This is a genomic window from Micromonospora sp. NPDC005707, assembly GCF_040631005.1.
GTDB lineage: Bacteria > Actinomycetota > Actinomycetes > Mycobacteriales > Micromonosporaceae > Micromonospora.
This window is the reverse complement of sequence record NZ_JBEXYR010000004.1, coordinates 1-14,249: the sequence shown is the minus strand read 5'-3', so window position 1 is coordinate 14,249 and position 14,249 is coordinate 1. Positions and strand designations below refer to the sequence as shown.

The 14,249-nt window shown below is 73.6% G+C and carries 15 protein-coding genes; 6 read left to right on the top strand and 9 right to left on the bottom strand.

The genetic code is table 11. The annotated features are described in order from the left end of the window. The first annotated feature begins 340 nt into the window (after positions 1 to 340). Together ABZ452_RS07835 and ABZ452_RS07830 are read left to right on the top strand one after the other, a co-directional pair. Positions 341 to 1,306: a hypothetical protein gene (locus ABZ452_RS07835; RefSeq protein WP_357940122.1), complete on the top strand. Its 966-nt coding sequence runs from the start codon at positions 341 to 343 to the stop codon at positions 1,304 to 1,306. Next, the gene (locus ABZ452_RS07830) at positions 1,306 to 2,247 is read left to right on the top strand and encodes a hypothetical protein (RefSeq protein ID WP_357940120.1); all 942 of its coding nucleotides are present in this window, start codon (positions 1,306 to 1,308) and stop codon (positions 2,245 to 2,247) included. Before ABZ452_RS07835 ends, ABZ452_RS07830 begins: the two co-directional genes overlap by 1 nt. A 70-nt stretch (positions 2,248 to 2,317) precedes the next feature. Here ABZ452_RS07830 and ABZ452_RS07825 read toward each other — a convergent pair whose 3' ends face one another. The 3 genes from ABZ452_RS07825 to ABZ452_RS07815 are packed head-to-tail and all read right to left on the bottom strand — an operon-like array spanning position 2,318 to position 5,180. After that, complete coding sequence (locus tag ABZ452_RS07825) at positions 2,318 to 3,169, bottom strand: menaquinone biosynthesis protein (protein ID WP_357940118.1); 852 nt, start codon at positions 3,167 to 3,169, stop codon at positions 2,318 to 2,320. A 33-nt stretch (positions 3,170 to 3,202) separates the two neighbouring features. Further along, positions 3,203 to 4,555, bottom strand: coding sequence for an MFS transporter (locus ABZ452_RS07820; protein ID WP_357940116.1), 1,353 nt, complete (start codon positions 4,553 to 4,555; stop codon positions 3,203 to 3,205). A 43-nt stretch (positions 4,556 to 4,598) separates the two neighbouring features. Then, positions 4,599 to 5,180, bottom strand: coding sequence for a winged helix-turn-helix domain-containing protein (locus ABZ452_RS07815; protein WP_357940114.1), 582 nt, complete (start codon positions 5,178 to 5,180; stop codon positions 4,599 to 4,601). Positions 5,181 to 5,362: 182 nt separating this feature from the next. On the opposite strand from ABZ452_RS07815, the gene ABZ452_RS07810 reads away from it, so the two are divergent. Beyond that, entirely contained in the window at positions 5,363 to 7,402 is a 2,040-nt protein-coding gene (locus tag ABZ452_RS07810) for an AAA family ATPase (protein WP_357940112.1), read from the top strand. 21 nt (positions 7,403 to 7,423) lie between these two features. Here ABZ452_RS07810 and ABZ452_RS07805 read toward each other — a convergent pair whose 3' ends face one another. The 4 genes from ABZ452_RS07805 to ABZ452_RS07790 are packed head-to-tail and all read right to left on the bottom strand — an operon-like array spanning position 7,424 to position 9,650. Beyond that, the gene (locus ABZ452_RS07805) at positions 7,424 to 8,026 is read right to left on the bottom strand and encodes a hypothetical protein (protein WP_357940110.1); all 603 of its coding nucleotides are present in this window, start codon (positions 8,024 to 8,026) and stop codon (positions 7,424 to 7,426) included. A gap of 4 nt (positions 8,027 to 8,030) precedes the next feature. Next, a complete protein-coding gene (locus tag ABZ452_RS07800; protein WP_357940108.1) occupies positions 8,031 to 8,384 on the bottom strand; it encodes a YbaB/EbfC family nucleoid-associated protein in 354 nt (117 codons plus the stop codon). Positions 8,385 to 8,393: 9 nt separating this feature from the next. Continuing rightward, a complete protein-coding gene (locus ABZ452_RS07795; protein WP_357940106.1) occupies positions 8,394 to 9,320 on the bottom strand; it encodes a WXG100 family type VII secretion target in 927 nt (308 codons plus the stop codon). A 9-nt stretch (positions 9,321 to 9,329) separates the two neighbouring features. Further along, the gene (locus tag ABZ452_RS07790) at positions 9,330 to 9,650 is read right to left on the bottom strand and encodes a type VII secretion target (RefSeq protein WP_357940104.1); all 321 of its coding nucleotides are present in this window, start codon (positions 9,648 to 9,650) and stop codon (positions 9,330 to 9,332) included. Positions 9,651 to 9,825: 175 nt separating this feature from the next. Here ABZ452_RS07790 and ABZ452_RS07785 point away from each other — a divergent pair, with 175 nt between their 5' ends. The 3 genes from ABZ452_RS07785 to ABZ452_RS07775 all read left to right on the top strand — a co-directional run bounded on the left by ABZ452_RS07785 (position 9,826) and on the right by ABZ452_RS07775 (position 12,313). Further along, entirely contained in the window at positions 9,826 to 10,713 is an 888-nt protein-coding gene (locus ABZ452_RS07785; protein ID WP_357940102.1) for an ABC transporter ATP-binding protein, read from the top strand. A 9-nt stretch (positions 10,714 to 10,722) separates the two neighbouring features. Continuing rightward, entirely contained in the window at positions 10,723 to 11,460 is a 738-nt protein-coding gene (locus ABZ452_RS07780) for an ABC transporter permease (protein ID WP_357940100.1), read from the top strand. Positions 11,461 to 11,554: 94 nt separating this feature from the next. Then, complete coding sequence (locus ABZ452_RS07775) at positions 11,555 to 12,313, top strand: VOC family protein (RefSeq protein WP_357940098.1); 759 nt, start codon at positions 11,555 to 11,557, stop codon at positions 12,311 to 12,313. Between the two features lie 9 nt (positions 12,314 to 12,322). On the opposite strand, the gene ABZ452_RS07770 is transcribed toward ABZ452_RS07775, so the two are convergent. Next, entirely contained in the window at positions 12,323 to 13,102 is a 780-nt protein-coding gene (locus ABZ452_RS07770; RefSeq protein WP_357940096.1) for an ABC transporter ATP-binding protein, read from the bottom strand. Further along, entirely contained in the window at positions 13,099 to 14,130 is a 1,032-nt protein-coding gene (locus tag ABZ452_RS07765) for an iron ABC transporter permease (protein ID WP_357940094.1), read from the bottom strand. Before ABZ452_RS07765 ends, ABZ452_RS07770 begins: the two co-directional genes overlap by 4 nt. Positions 14,131 to 14,249: the final 119 nt, after the last annotated feature.

Sequence of the window (14,249 nt, the reverse complement as noted above, 5' to 3'; positions counted from 1 at the left end):
ACCAGAGGGTGTAACAGGTTTCCCGACGTACCTTCCGTCACCGGACGACCGCTTCCCGTGACAACCCCTGACCTGCGCAAACCTTGTGACCTCGGCCACGCGGAGAAGATGAATCCTCACAAGCGCGGCATAGCGGTCCAATGTCCCGCCTTCACGGCGAGTTGCCGGGCCCGGGGATCTGGCATCCGGCCTGTCCGGAAGTAGACTTCGCCCGGCACACCGATCGGCTGCTGACGATCGCCAACGCTCCAGGCCATCTCCCCCGGCCCCGGCGATCAGGCCGAACCACATTCGGAAAGCGCCGGTCCCCCCGGCCAGACAACCTGGAGTTCACCCACTCATGCGACCTCGCGTGACCATGGTGCTCGCCATCGTGGCGGTCCTTCTCGGCGGCGGCATGCTGGTCCCCGCCGCGTACGCCAAGCTCTCCGGCGGCGACGGCATCAGCGGTCTCGGCGGCATCGGCGGCGGTGTGGCGCAGGTTCCCGCGCCCGCCCCGACCGCACCCCCGGAGCCGACGCTGGCCGCCGGGCCGGTCTCGGTGAACTTCAAGGGCAAGTTCTTCTCCTGGGCGCTGATGGACCGGAAGACCGGCAAGATCAGCGGTGCGCCGAACATGGCCTCGACCAACTCCACCGAGTCGATGATCAAGGCGTGGATCGTCTCGGACTACCTGCGTAACCTCCGCGACAAGGCGCCCAGCGCGACGCGGAAGAAGCAGGCCGAGACCGCCATCCGGGACAGCAACGACATCTCGGCCGAGGCGCTCTACAACGCCGGCGGGCGCAGGCCGGTGCTGGAACGGCTGATCAAGATGTGCAAGCTGACCGACACGAAGATTGAACCCACCCGGGCCAAGTGGGCGTACACCCTGATGTCGCCACGCGACGCGGTGCGCATGGGCGACTGCATCGGCGACGGCACCGCCGCCGGGCCGAAGTGGACGAAGTGGGTGTTGAGCGAGATGGCCAACGTGCGCGGCAGCGTCAAGGACCAGAAGTCCACCGCCGTCCAGGGCGGTCACTGGGGCATCGTCGACGGCCTGCCCGAGTCGATCACGTCGCAGGGGCCGGTCAGCATCAAGAACGGCTTCACCATGCTCTGGGCCGACGGTCAGTGGCACGTCAACTGCCTCGCGGTGGCCGACGACTGGACCCTGGCCGTGATGATGCGTTATCCCGGCGCCGGCGACACGAGGACCCCCTCGTACGGCGCGAAGGTCTGCGCCAGCGTCGCCACCCAGCTGGTGACCCCGCAGCCGGGCGCCGCCCTCAAGGTGCCGCAGCAGCCGGTCGGGAAGCTCTGATGGCGGGCAGCCGGCGCCGACCGGGCAGTGACCGCCGGCCGCTGCTCTACAGCGCGGTCGCCGTGACCCTGGTCGGCCTCATGCTCGTCGCGCTCCGGCTGGTACCCGGCTCGCCGCTGCACCCGACGGCCGCCTCGCACCCGGCCGCCACCAGCGCCGGCCGGTCCACGGGCACGTCGCCCGACCGCAACGCGCGTCCCGAGCCGTCCCCATCCCCCTCGCTGACGCCGCTGCCGTTCGAGGCGCAGGACCTCGACGACCTGAACATCAAGGGCTGGTACGCCTGGAGCGTGCTGGACAAGCGCACCGGCAAGATCATCGGCTCGAAGAACATGGCCGAGACCAACACCACGGCGTCGCTGATCAAGTCGTGGGTCGTCGCCGACTACCTGCGGCGCGCGGCCGAGGCCGGGCAGACCCCGAGTGACGCGAAGCTGGCCGACGCCACGAAGATCATCCGGGACAGCGACAACACCCGTGCCGAACAGTTCTACAACAGCGTCGACCGGTCCGCCTCGATCAAGCGCCTGATCAGCATGTGCGACCTGACCGACAGCAAGGTCGCCAGCGACGGCGGCTGGAGCCGCACACTGCTGTCCCCGCGGGACACCGCCCGGCTCGGGCTGTGCATCGACGATGGCCGGGCCGCCGGCCCGAAGTGGACGAAGTGGCTGATCAACGAGATGCGGCTGGTTCGCGGCGCCGGTGACTTCGGCATCCGCAAGGCGTTCCCGTCCGCCGAACAGAAGACCATCGCCATCAAGAACGGGTGGATCGACCGGCAGAAGGAGCAGGAATATCACGTCAACTGCCTGGCCATCGGCGACACCTGGACGATGGGCGTGATGGTCCGCACCCCGTTCAGCGCCGGCGGCGGGTGGGAGTACGGCATGAAGGCCTGCGAACGGATCACCGAGGCACTGCTGCGCGACGCCACCTGACCGCTCGATCACGTCACGATGTGGCGGTGTCCCGATCCCGGGACACCGCCACATCGCCGTCGTGGGCGGGTCAGCCCTGGAAGAACTCAGGTCCCCCGGCGGGCAGCGGCGGCGCCTCGCCGATCGCCGCGGCGCGACGGGCGAACTCGCGCAGGCCGGCCACCTGCCGCTCCCCAAGGGAGAAGTCGAGGGTACGGAAGTACGTCGCCAGGGTCTCCGCGTCGAACGGCTCCCAGCGGGCCCCGGCCTCGGCCACCTGGTCCAGCTCGGCCAGGCACAGGTCACGCGAGCGCAGGAACGCCTCGTGCACCTCCTTGACCAGCCCGGGGTGCGCGGCGGCGAACTCGCGGCGGACCGCCCAGACGGCGAAGACCATGGGCAGCCCGGTCCACTCGCGCCAGGCCTGCCCGAGGTCGGTCACCGCCAGGCCCTTGCGCGGCGCCTCGTAGAGCGCTCGCAGCGCCACGTCGCCGATCAGCACCCCGGCGTCGGCCTCCAGCAGCATCTGGGTCAGGTCGGGCGGGCAGCGGAAATATTCGGGGCGCACCCCGTAGCGCTCGCCGAGCAGCAACTGCGCCAGGAGCACCCCGGTGCGCGAGGTGGAGCCGAGCGCCACCCGGGCGCCGTCCAGCTCGGTGAGGGGCCGGGTGGAGACCACGTTGACCGAGAGCACCGGGCCGTCGCTGCCGACCGCCAGGTCCGGCAGGAGCAGCAGCTCGTCGGCGTGCCGCAGGTATTCCACCTGCGAGATCGGGCCGATGTCCAGGTCACCGGCGACCAGCCCGGCGTTCAACCGGTCCGGCGAGTCCTTGTGCAGGTCGACGTCGATCAGCGCGCCGGACCGCATCAGCCCCCAGTAGATGGGCAGGCAGTTGAGGAACTGGATGTGCCCCACGCGGGGACGGGCGATACGGTCGGCCATGACCCGACCGTATCGCTGCCCGTCACAGGCGGCTCAGCGGGAGGAGGAGGAAGTGGCCAACTCCGCATCGGGCGTCGGCCCGCCGGGCCCGGCCGGCTCCGCACCGGCCACCGCCGACCCGGGCGTTTCCGGGCCGACCGCCGACGCGGGACGAGCGCCCGCCGCCGCGCGCTCGATCCGGACGGCCCGGGTGACCGGCAGCGCGACCAGCACGATCACCAGCAGCCCGGCCGCCCCGCAGGCGGCGACCAGGGGCCGGGGGGCGGCCACTTCCAGCAGCAGGCCGCCGAGCACGTAGCCGACCATGGCGGCGCCCTGGACGGACGCACCGAGCGCGGCGTACGCGCGGCCGCGCGCGGCTTCGGGCACCCGCCGGGCCAGCAGCACGTTGTCGAAGACGTTGGCGCCGCCGTTGCCCACCCCGCCGAGCAGCCAGACGGGCACCAGCAGGAGGGCGGCGGGTACGGCGGCGGAGAGCAGGACCATCAGGCAGCACCCGGCGAGCAGGGCGAGGTAGCCGATCAGCATCCGTCCGTCGTCGGTCAACCGCCGGGCCAGCCGGGCGAACAGCCACGCCCCGACCAGGATGCCGAGCGTCCAGGAACCGGTCACCAGGCCGTACATGGTGGTGGAGCTGCCCAGCGTCTCACGGATGAAGAAGACCTCGATCACGTTGATCGCCCCGACCGCGCCGATCACCCCGGCGAGGGTCGTGATCATCGCGACCAGCAGCGGGTCCCGGCGCAACCGCCAGGTGGCCGCCGGCAGCTCACCGGCCGTGCTGGGCATCGTCACCGGGGCCGGTCGGCGCCTCCCACCGCGGCGGGTCCGGATCAGCAACCCGGCCGCGACCAACGCGAGATAGCTGCCGGCGTCGAGCAGCAGCGGCAGCCGGGCGCCGAACCCACCGACCAGCAACCCGGCGAGCGCCGGCCCGGCCAACGCGCCGAGGGTGCCGGCGGTCTGGTTGAGCGCGCTGGCCCGGGGCATGTCCTCGGCCCGGACCATGGCCGGCACCAGCGCGGAGAGGACCGGCTGGGTGACGGCGAGACCGGCGGCGAGCGCCGCCACCAGCGCGACGATCAGGGCCGGGTGCCCGGCGTACGCGAGCGCGAGGCAGATCGCGGCCTGGCCGAGCCCGGCGGCCACCAGCAGCAGGCGACTGTCCACCCGGTCGGCAAGCCGGCCGGTCAGCGGGGCGAGCACCGCCAGGGGCAGGGTGGCGGCGAGCATCAACCCGGAGACGGCGAGCCCGCCCGCGCCGGCGGACTGGAGGGCCAGCGCCAGCGCGCTGGCGGCGAGGAAGTCGCCGCAGGTGGAGACCCCTCGGGCCGCGGTGACGAGCCAGATGTCGGACCAGCGCGACGGACCAGATGTGAAGGACATACTTCGAAGATAATCCTTCACACCTGTTTGCTCAACCCCCGATTCACTCCAGGGGCAGCGCCCGGTACTGCACGGCGACCGTCCGCGCCCCCTCCGGCGGGTCGGTCCGCAACCGCCGCCGGTACGGGTCCAGCAGCCCATGGACCGCCTGGTTCAGCGCGGCCAACTCGTCGGCCGTGAGCAGCAGCAGGGTGTCACTGAACCAGGCCGCCTCATACCAGTCGCTGGGCTCGTCGGGCGCGCGGCGGATCCAGTCCCGGGCGCGCTGGCTGTCCCGGGCCAGGTGCGCGTCAACCAGGGCCAGCTCGGCGGCGCGGGCCTCGGAGTCGGCGTCCTGCCCGGTCTCGATGTAGTAGGACGGGCTGAACGCCTGCCAGACCCGCTCGCGGGCATCCCCCCGGCCCGGGGCCTCCTCGATCAGGCCGAACTTCGCCAACTCCCGCAGGTGGTAGCTGGTCGCGCTCGGCGACAAGCCGGCGATCTCGGCGCACTCGGTGGCGGTCGCACCGCCCTCCACCGTGCTGAGATGCTCCATGATCGCCATACGGGCCGGGTGGGCCAGGGCCCGCATCACCTGCGGGTCGCTGATCGTCACCCGGCGCTGCTCCGGCCGCGCCTCCGTCATGCCACCCATGATCCCGCCTAAGCCGGTGACCGGGAAATTCAGTTGCCCACTCACCCGGCCGGAGTAGGCTGCTCTGTCCCGCCCGACGGCCGTGGTGAGTAGCACCGCACAGGACGTCCCGCGCCGACCCGAGGTCGGAAACGCGAGCGGCAGCGTTGTTCCCCGTGACGAGGAGTACGTGGATGACCCTGCACGCCCAAGAACAGACCCTCGACGCCGAGCTCGTCGCCGAGCGCGCCCACCTGGACACCTCCCGCGCGGCGCTGCGGCAGATGCGCGAGCGCGCCGAGTCCCTCTTCGCCACCGGCGACAAGGTGGCCGGGGACGCGTACACCGCCGAGCAGCTCGGCCGGCACATGGCCCGGCGGGTGAAGGAACTCGCCGACGACCCGAACACCCCGCTCTTCTTCGGCCGGCTCGACTTCGGCGACAGCGATCCGGACCATGCCGGACGCGACTACCACGTCGGGCGCCGGCACGTGAGCGACGAGCTGGGCGAGCCGCTCGTGCTGGACTGGCGGGCACCGGTCTCCCGGTCGTTCTACCGGGCCAGCGCCCGGGACCCGCAGGGCGTCGCGGTCCGGCGCCGGTTCGGGTTCAGCTCCGGCGTGCTGACCAGCTTCGAGGACGAGCGCCTCGACCGCGGCGAGGAGCTGGGCACCGCCAGCCGCATCCTCACCGCCGAGATCGAGCGCCCCCGCGTCGGCCCGATGCGCGACATCGTCGCCACCATCCAGCCCGAGCAGGACGAGCTGGTCCGGGCCGACCTCGCCGACTCGATCTGCGTCCAGGGCGCGCCGGGCACCGGAAAGACGGCGGTCGGGCTGCACCGCGCCGCGTACCTGCTCTATCTGCACCGCGAGCGGCTGCGCCGGTCGGGTGTGCTGATCGTCGGACCGAACCGGGCGTTCCTGTCCTACATCGCGGCGGTGCTGCCGGCGCTCGGCGAGGTCGAGGTCGAGCAGGCCACGGTCGAGGACCTGGTCGTCCGGCTGCCGGTCCGCGCGGTCGACGATCCCGCCGTGGCCACCCTCAAGCACGACGTCCGGATGGCCGAGGTGCTGCGCCGCGCGGTCTACGCGCACATCGGCACGCCCACCGAGCCGATCATGGTCTCGGACGGCTCGTACCGCTGGCGGATCGGCCTCGACCCGCTGCACCGGCTGGTCGAGGAGACCCGCCGCGAGGACCTGCCGTACGCCACCGGCCGGGACCGGGTGCGCGCCCGCGTGGTGGGGCTGCTGCAACGCCAGTCCGAGGCCCGCCGGGCGGAGTCGCCCAGCGACGCCTGGTTGCGCCGGATGAGCAAGGCGAAGCCGGTCACCGAGTTCCTCGACGCGGTCTGGCCGGCGCTCACCCCCGACGGGCTGCTGCACCGGCTGCGGACCGGCCCCGACGCGCTCGCGGCCGCCGCCGACGGCCTGCTCACGGCCGAGGAGCAGGAACTGTTCCGGTCGGGCCCGGTCGGGCGCACCCCGAAGGCGACCCGGTGGACCGCCGCCGACGCGGTGCTCATCGACGAGGCCGCCGGGCTGCTGGAACGGCCCGCCGGCTTCGGGCACGTGGTGGTCGACGAGGCGCAGGACCTCTCCCCGATGCAGTGCCGGGCCATCGCCCGGCGCAGCGAGCACGGCTCCGTCACCCTCCTCGGCGACCTGGCCCAGGGCACCGCGCCCTGGGCGGCCACCGACTGGCGGGAGTCCCTGGCCCACCTGGGCAAGCCGGACGCGGCGGTGGTGCCGCTGAGCATCGGCTTCCGGGTGCCGGCCGCGGTGGTCGCCTTCGCCAACCGGCTGCTGCCGGCGCTCGCCGTCGATGTGCCCCCGGCGCAGTCGCTGCGCCGCGACGGGACGCTCGACGTGCGTACCGTCGAGGATCTGACTGCCGCGGCGGTGGCCGAGGTGCGGGCGGCGCTGGCGCACGACGGCTCGGTCGGCGTGATCGCCGCCGACGACACGGTGGACCGGCTCCGCGCGGCCCTCGCCGACGCGGGCGTCGAGACCGCGACCGCCGACGACGTGGAGGCCGCGGCGCGGGTCACCGTCGTCCCGGCGACCCTGGTCAAGGGCCTGGAGTACGACCACGTGGTGGTCGTCGAGCCGGCCGCGATCGTGGCCGCCGAGCCGCGCGGCCTGCACCGCCTCTACGTGGTGCTGACCCGGGCGGTCTCCCGGCTGGCCGTGCTGCACCGCGAACCGCTGCCCGCCCCGCTGGCCGGCTGACCGGCCCCGGCCGCCGGGGGCTCAGCCGGCGAGGGCGGCGGCGACGTCCCGCAGGGGGCGGCCGGACTCGGCGATCGGCACGGTGAAGGCGAGCCAGGAGCCGTCGGCGAAGTCGAGGCGCAGCCGCTTCGGGTTCAGCCGGTGCCAGCCCACCCGGGCCGACGCCACCTCCGCCCGCGAAGCCGACCAGGCGATCCCGGTCTCCGCCACGGACCGCTCGTCGTCCGCCCGGCTGGACAGCAACTTTCTCGGCCCGCTCACGCAGACCAGCAGCCGCCGGTCGGTGGCCACCAGCAGGGTGTCCCGCACCGCCAGGTCCGGACCGGGCGGTTGCAGCGCGTGGCGCAGGCGGGAGGCCGCCGAACCGGGGGCGCCGCGCCCCGCGATCCCCCAGACCACCCGGTCCACCACCCGATCGCCCCAGGCCCAACTGACCAGCGGCGAGATCACGTTGAGCAGCACGGCCCCGATGCTCACGGGGCCGGCGGGCGCCTCCGGCTTCGCCGCCTCGGCTGGCGGAGGTGGAGACGCGCCGTTCGCCGCCTCGGCCTCCGCGTACGCCAGCACCCGCTCGCCCGGCTCGACGAGCTGGCCGATCCGGTCCCGGTATGCGGTCTGGTCCATCGGTTCAGTACCGGTCGTGGCCGTGGCCGTCGTCGCTGGGGCGCTCGGCGGCCGGCGCGGCGCCCATCACCTCGCCGACGATCTCCCGAACCCGGGTGGCCGCGGCCTCCTGGGCCCGGTTCGCCGCGGCGGTGATCTCCTCGGCGAGGGTGTAGGAGTCGAAGCGCATGGCCCGCGCGTTGATCTCGGTGGAGAGGATCCTGCCGTCCGCGGCCGCCGTGACGGTGACCAGGCCGGAGTCGCTCACCCCCTCGGCGCTGCTCTGCTCCAGCTCGGCCATCCGCGCGCCGAGTTCGCGCTGCCACCCGTCCAGGTTGCGGGCCAGCGCCTCGATCCGGTCCAGGGCTGGGAAGGTCATGGCTGCCTCTCAGTTCACGATCGAGTCGAAGACGTTCTGCACGCCCTTGGTGTACGGCCCCAGGTCCTCCGAGTAGGTGCCGTCCACCAGGTAGTTGCGGTCCTTGTGCCCGTCGGAGATGTCGTGCAGGCCGACCCCCGTGTCGAGCAGGGCGCCGCCGATGCCGTTCACGTTCACCGGCGAGGCCTGGTTGATCGCGAACTTGCCGGGGAAGAGGATGGCCGTCCGCTTCGCCATGAACGAGAGCCCCTCCCGGCTGTAACCGGACTTGTTCCAGAGCCGGTACGCCTTCTTGGCCTTCTTCAGCTCCAGCACCACTCGGCGGTACTCCATGAGCAGTTCGGCGACCCGCTCCAGCTTGGCGACCAGCTTCGTGAGGATCTCCGCGAACCGGGCCACGATCTTGACCATGCGGCCGACAGTGGTGGCCAGCCGGGCGAGCACCCGGACGACCGTGGCGGCCAGCGTCACGCCCGCGCTGAGCACGGCGGCCACCGCGGCGATGATCACCTCGGTCAGGAACCAGAGCAGGAACTCCAGGATCAGCTCGACCAGCAGGTTGAACGCGTCGACCGCCGCGTTCGCGGCGTCGACCAGCACCTCCTTGGTGCCGTCCAGCCCCTTGGCCAGCTCCTCGATCGCCTCCTCGACCGATTCCATCGAGGCGTGGAACTTCTCCGCCGCGTCGCCGTCCCAGGCGCCGCGCAGCCGGGCCCGGTCGGCGATCTGGTCACCCGCGATCTGGCGTACCGCCTCACCGGTGCTCAGGGCGAGCTGGGCCGCCTGCATGAGGTCGTCGGGCTCGCCGGCGACCAGCTCCAGCAGCTGCTCGAACGGCCAGAGCACTGCGTTGGAGAGCGGCTTGAACGGGTCGGGCGTGCCCGACACGATCTGCTCGAAGTAGGTCTTGTTGCGCTGCAACGCCTCGGTGCTCATCAGGCCCCCTCAGCCGCCCGGCGTGAACATGTCGGTGATCGCCACGTCGGTCCCCGTGTAGGCGCCGGCCGTGTCGCTGATCCCCTCGGCGATGTCGGCCATCACCTCGGCGCCGTCCTCCAGCCCCTGCAGGCACGCCTCGAACTGCTCGGCGTACGCGGCGGCGAGGCTGAACGACGCCGGCATGATGCCGAAGGAGTGCCGGGGCACGTGCCCGTCGTGGAAGACCCGGCGCAGCTCGCGGAAGCGGCCGGCCCGTTCCCGGGACGCGGCGGCGAAGGCGGTCAGCGCTTCCGGCTGGACCTCCAGGTTCCTGCTCGGACTCGTCACGCGGACCCTCCCCAGTGTCCAGCCGGCGGTCACCCGCTCCCGGCGTGGCCGGACAACGGGATTACCACAGTAGGCGATCGGCACCCCTCCGCGCGGGGCGGTGGAATTCGCGCCGGCACGGTACACAGATCAGGGCACGCCCGCCCGGGACCGCAACCCCCTGAGGAGCCTGAAGATGATCCTGGCCCGCGCCGACCAGGTCAGCCGCCGCTACGGCGAGGTGCTGGCACTGGACCGGGTCGACCTGACCGTCCGCGCCGGGGAGCTGGTCGGCCTGCTCGGCCCGAACGGCGCCGGCAAGAGCACCCTGCTCAACCTGCTGGTCGGGCTGCGCCGCCCCACCGCCGGCCGGGTCGAGCTGCTCGGCGGCGACCCGCGTGACCCGGCGAGCCGGCGGCAGCTCGGGGTGACCCCGCAGGAGACCGGCCTGCCCGGCACGCTGCGGGTCGGCGAGGTGGTCGACTTCGTCTCCGCGCACTTCCCCGACCCGGTGCCCCGGGCCGAGCTGCTCGACCGGTTCGGCCTCACCGACCAGGTGCGCCGGCAGACCGGCGGCCTTTCCGGCGGGCAGCGCCGCCGGCTGGCCGTGGCGCTCGCCTTCGTCGGCCGGCCCCGCCTCGTGGTCCTCGACGAGCCCACCACCGGGCTGGACGTGGAGGCCCGGCGCACCCTGTGGGAGGCCGTCCGGGCCTTCCACGCCGAGGGCGGCACGGTCCTGCTGAGCAGCCACTACCTGGAGGAGGTGGAGGCGCTGGCGGAGCGGGTGGTGGTGATCGGCCACGGCCGCGTCCTCGCCGACGACTCGGTGGCGGCGATCCGCGGCATCGTCGGCGTACGCAGGGTCAGCCTGGTCGCCGACGACCTGCCGTCACTGCCCGGCGTGGTGGCCACCGAGCACGCCGAGGGACGCACCCACCTGCTCACCACCGACGCCGACCAGCTCGTCCGGGACCTGGTCACCGCCGGCGTGGCGTTCCGCGACCTGGAGGTCCGGCCCACCTCGCTGGAGGAGGCGTTCCTCACCCTGACCGCCGACGACCGGCCCGCACCCACCCTCGCCTAGGAGATCTCCGTGCCGCTCGCCCTGGTCCACGCCCGCTACCAGCTCCTGGAGACCATCCGGATCCCGGTCGCGGTGGTCGGCAGCGCCTTCTTCCCGGCCGCCGCCATGCTCTTCTTCGTGGTGCCGTTCGCCGGTGACGACGCCGCCGGCGCCACGTACGCCACCGCCGCCATGGTCACCTTCGCGGTGATGAGCGCCAACATCTTCCAGTACGGCATCGGCGTGGCCGAGGACCGCGACCAGCCCTGGAACCCGTACACGCGCACCCTCCCGGCCGGTCCCGGGCCGCGCCTGGCCGGGCGGATCCTGGCCGGGCTGGTGCTGACCTACTTCTCGATGATCCCGGTGGTGGTGATCGCCGCGGTCGCCACCGCGGCGCGGGTGACGCCGGCGCAGTTCCTGCTCGGCCTCGCCGGCGTGGCGGTGATCTCGGTGCCGTTCACCCTGCTGGGCATGGCCATCGGCTACTCGCTGCCGAGCAAGGCGGCCATCGTGGTGGCCCAGGTGGTGTTCTTCCCGCTGGCCTTCGGCGGCGGCCTGCTCTCCGGCCCGGACGACGCGCCCGGCTTCATCCAGGCGATCGCCCCCTACCTGCCGACCCGGGGCGCGGTCGAGCTGATGTGGGCGGCCGTCACCGACTGGCGGCCCGACCCCCGGGCCCTGGTGATGCTGGTCGTCTGGGTGGTGGTGCTCGCGGGGGTCGCCGGGTGGGCGTACCGGCGGGACGAGGGACGCCGCTTCACCTGACCTTTTGTCCGAATCCGGCCCGGTGGCCGGCGGGACGGTGCCACGATGCCGGCAGGGCGTGCCATCGGGGCCGCTCCCGGCGAGAGGGGTCAGCGTGGACGGCGTGGAGCCCGGCACGCCCTGCTGGGCCGACCTGGCCACGCCCGGCCTGGACGACGCGAAGCGGTTCTACCCGGAGCTGTTCGGCTGGACCGGCCGGGTGTCCGCGGAGCCGGGTGCGGGCGGTTACACCACGTTCCTCAAGGACGGCCGGGCCGTCGCCGGGGCCGGGCCGCCCGCCGCACCGGACCAGGTGCCGGTCTGGTCGACGTACGTGGCCACCGACGACGCGGACCTGGTCGCCACCCGGGTGGAGGCGGCCGGGGGCCAGGTGGTGGTCTCCCCGTTCGACGTCTTCGAGCAGGGCCGGATGACGGTCCTCGCCGACCCGGCCGGCGCGGTGTTCAGCGTCTGGCAGCCGATGGCGATGCGCGGGGCGGAGTTGTTCAACGCCCCCGGCGCGATGTGCTGGAACGAGCTGGTCACGCCCGACCCCGAACGGGCGAAGGACTTCTACGCGCTGGTCTTCGGCTGGCATCCCGAGGAGCAGGCGTCCGGCCCGGTCACCTACACGGGCTGGCGGTGCGGCGCCCGGATCGTCGCCGGCATGATGCCGCAGTTGGAGCCGCTGCCCGAGGACCTGCCGGCCTACTGGACGGTCTACTTCGCGGTCGAGGACGCGGACGCCACGGCGGCCCGGGCCGCCGAGCTGGGCGGCACAATCCTCGTCCCGCCCCGGGACAACCCGGCCGGCCGCAGCGCCGCGCTCCGCGACCCCCAGGGCGCGCTCTTCTCCGTCACCGCCCTCCGCTGAGCAGCCCGGTCAGCGGGGGCGGACGGGGACCACCAGGGGACCGTGGTCGCCGGGGATGACGCGCACGTTGGCGCGGTAGTGGCGGGCCAGCAGGGCTTCGGTGAGGACCTCCTGCGGCGGGCCGGCGGCGGCGACCCGGCCCTCGGCGAGCAGGACCAGGCGGTCGGCGTACTCGCCGGCGATGGAGAGGTCGTGCATGGTGGCGAGCACGGTCAGGTCGTGCTCCCGGCGGAGCTGGTCGACCAGCTCCAGCACCTCCTGCTGGTGCCCGATGTCCAGCGCGCTCGTCGGCTCGTCCAGCAGCAGCAGGGTGGCGCCCTGGGCCAGCGCCCGGGCCAGGAAGACGCGCTGCCGCTCGCCGCCGGAGAGGGTGGCCAGCTCGCGCCGACCGAACGCGCCCAGGTCGAGCCGGTCCAGCACCTCGTGCACGGCGGCCAGGTCGGCGGCGGACTCCCGACCCAGCGCCGGGATGTACGGGGTGCGGCCCAGCAGCACGTAGTCGAGGACCGACATGCCGGCCGGCACCACCGGGGACTGCGCCACGGTGGCCACCACCCGGGCCCGGTCGCGGCGGCGGAGGGAGTTGATCGGCGTACCGAAGAGGGAGACCGCGCCCGGCGCGGGCAGCAGGCCGCCGACGGCGCGCAGCAGGGTCGACTTGCCGGCGCCGTTCGGGCCGATCACGGTGACCCACTCGCCCACCGCGACGGCGAGGTCGACGCCGGCCAGGATGGGCGTGCCGCCCAGCTCGACCCGGAGGCCGCGCAGCTCGACCGCGGGCGCGCTCATGTCAGCACCCGGCGGGCGGTGCGCAGGACGAGCACGAAGAACGGCCCGCCGAGCAGGGCGGTGACCACGCCGATCGGGATCTCGGCGGGGGCGGCGGCGGTCCGGGCGACCACGTCGGTCAGCGCCAGGAACGCCCCGCCGAAGAGCATCGACAGCGGCAGGATCACCCGGTAGCTCGACCCGGCGAGCAGCCGCACGGTGTGCGGCACGATGATGCCCACGAAGCCGATCAGGCCGGAGGCGGAGACCGCGGCGGCGGTGCCCAGCGAGGCGGCGGCGATCAGCAGGTAGCGGGAGCGCTGCGGGTGCAGGCCGAGGCTGGTGGCCTCGTCGTCGCCGACGGAGAGCACGTCCAGCTCACGCCGGTGCAGCAGCACCACCACGGCGGTGAGCACGAAGTAGGGCAGGACCAGCAGGACGTCGTGCCAGCCGGCGGTGGCGAGCCGGCCGAGCAGCCAGGAGTAGACCTGCTGGATGCTGTCGGAGTGCCGTTGCAGCAGGTACGTCTGCCCGGCGGAAAGGAACGCCGAGACCGCCACCCCGGCCAGGATCAGCGTGGCCGGTGACCGGGACCGGCCGCCCGCCGCGCCGAGCCCGTACGTCATGGCGACCGCGCCGAGCGACCCGACGAACGCGGCGAGCGGGATGGTGACCGGCATCCCGGTGATCGCCCCGCCCGCGCCGGCGCCCAGCGTGATGACCGCGGTCACCGCGAGCCCGGCGCCGGCCGCCACCCCCAGCAGGTACGGGTCGGCGAGGGGGTTGCGGAAGACGCCCTGGTAGCAGCCGCCGGCCAGGGCGAGCAGCCCGCCGACGAGCAGGCCGAGCACGACCCGGGGCAGGCGCAGCTCGGTGACGATGGCGATCTCCCGCTCGGTCAGCCCGCTGTCCAGGTGTACCCCGGGCAGCAGGTTGAGCAGTTCGGCGGCGACGCTGCCCGGTGGCAGGCTGACCGGGCCGAGCGAGACGCCGGCCACCAGCGCCACCAGCACCGCGGCGATGCCGGCCAGCAGCCAGCGGATGCGCAACCCGGCCGGCCGGACCGTCGCACCCGGTCCGGCCGCGGGCCGCCCGCCGCCCGCCCGCCCGACCGGCGCGGTTGCGGGCGCGCCGGGGGGGGCGGGGGCGGGGGGGGGGGGCGCCCGGC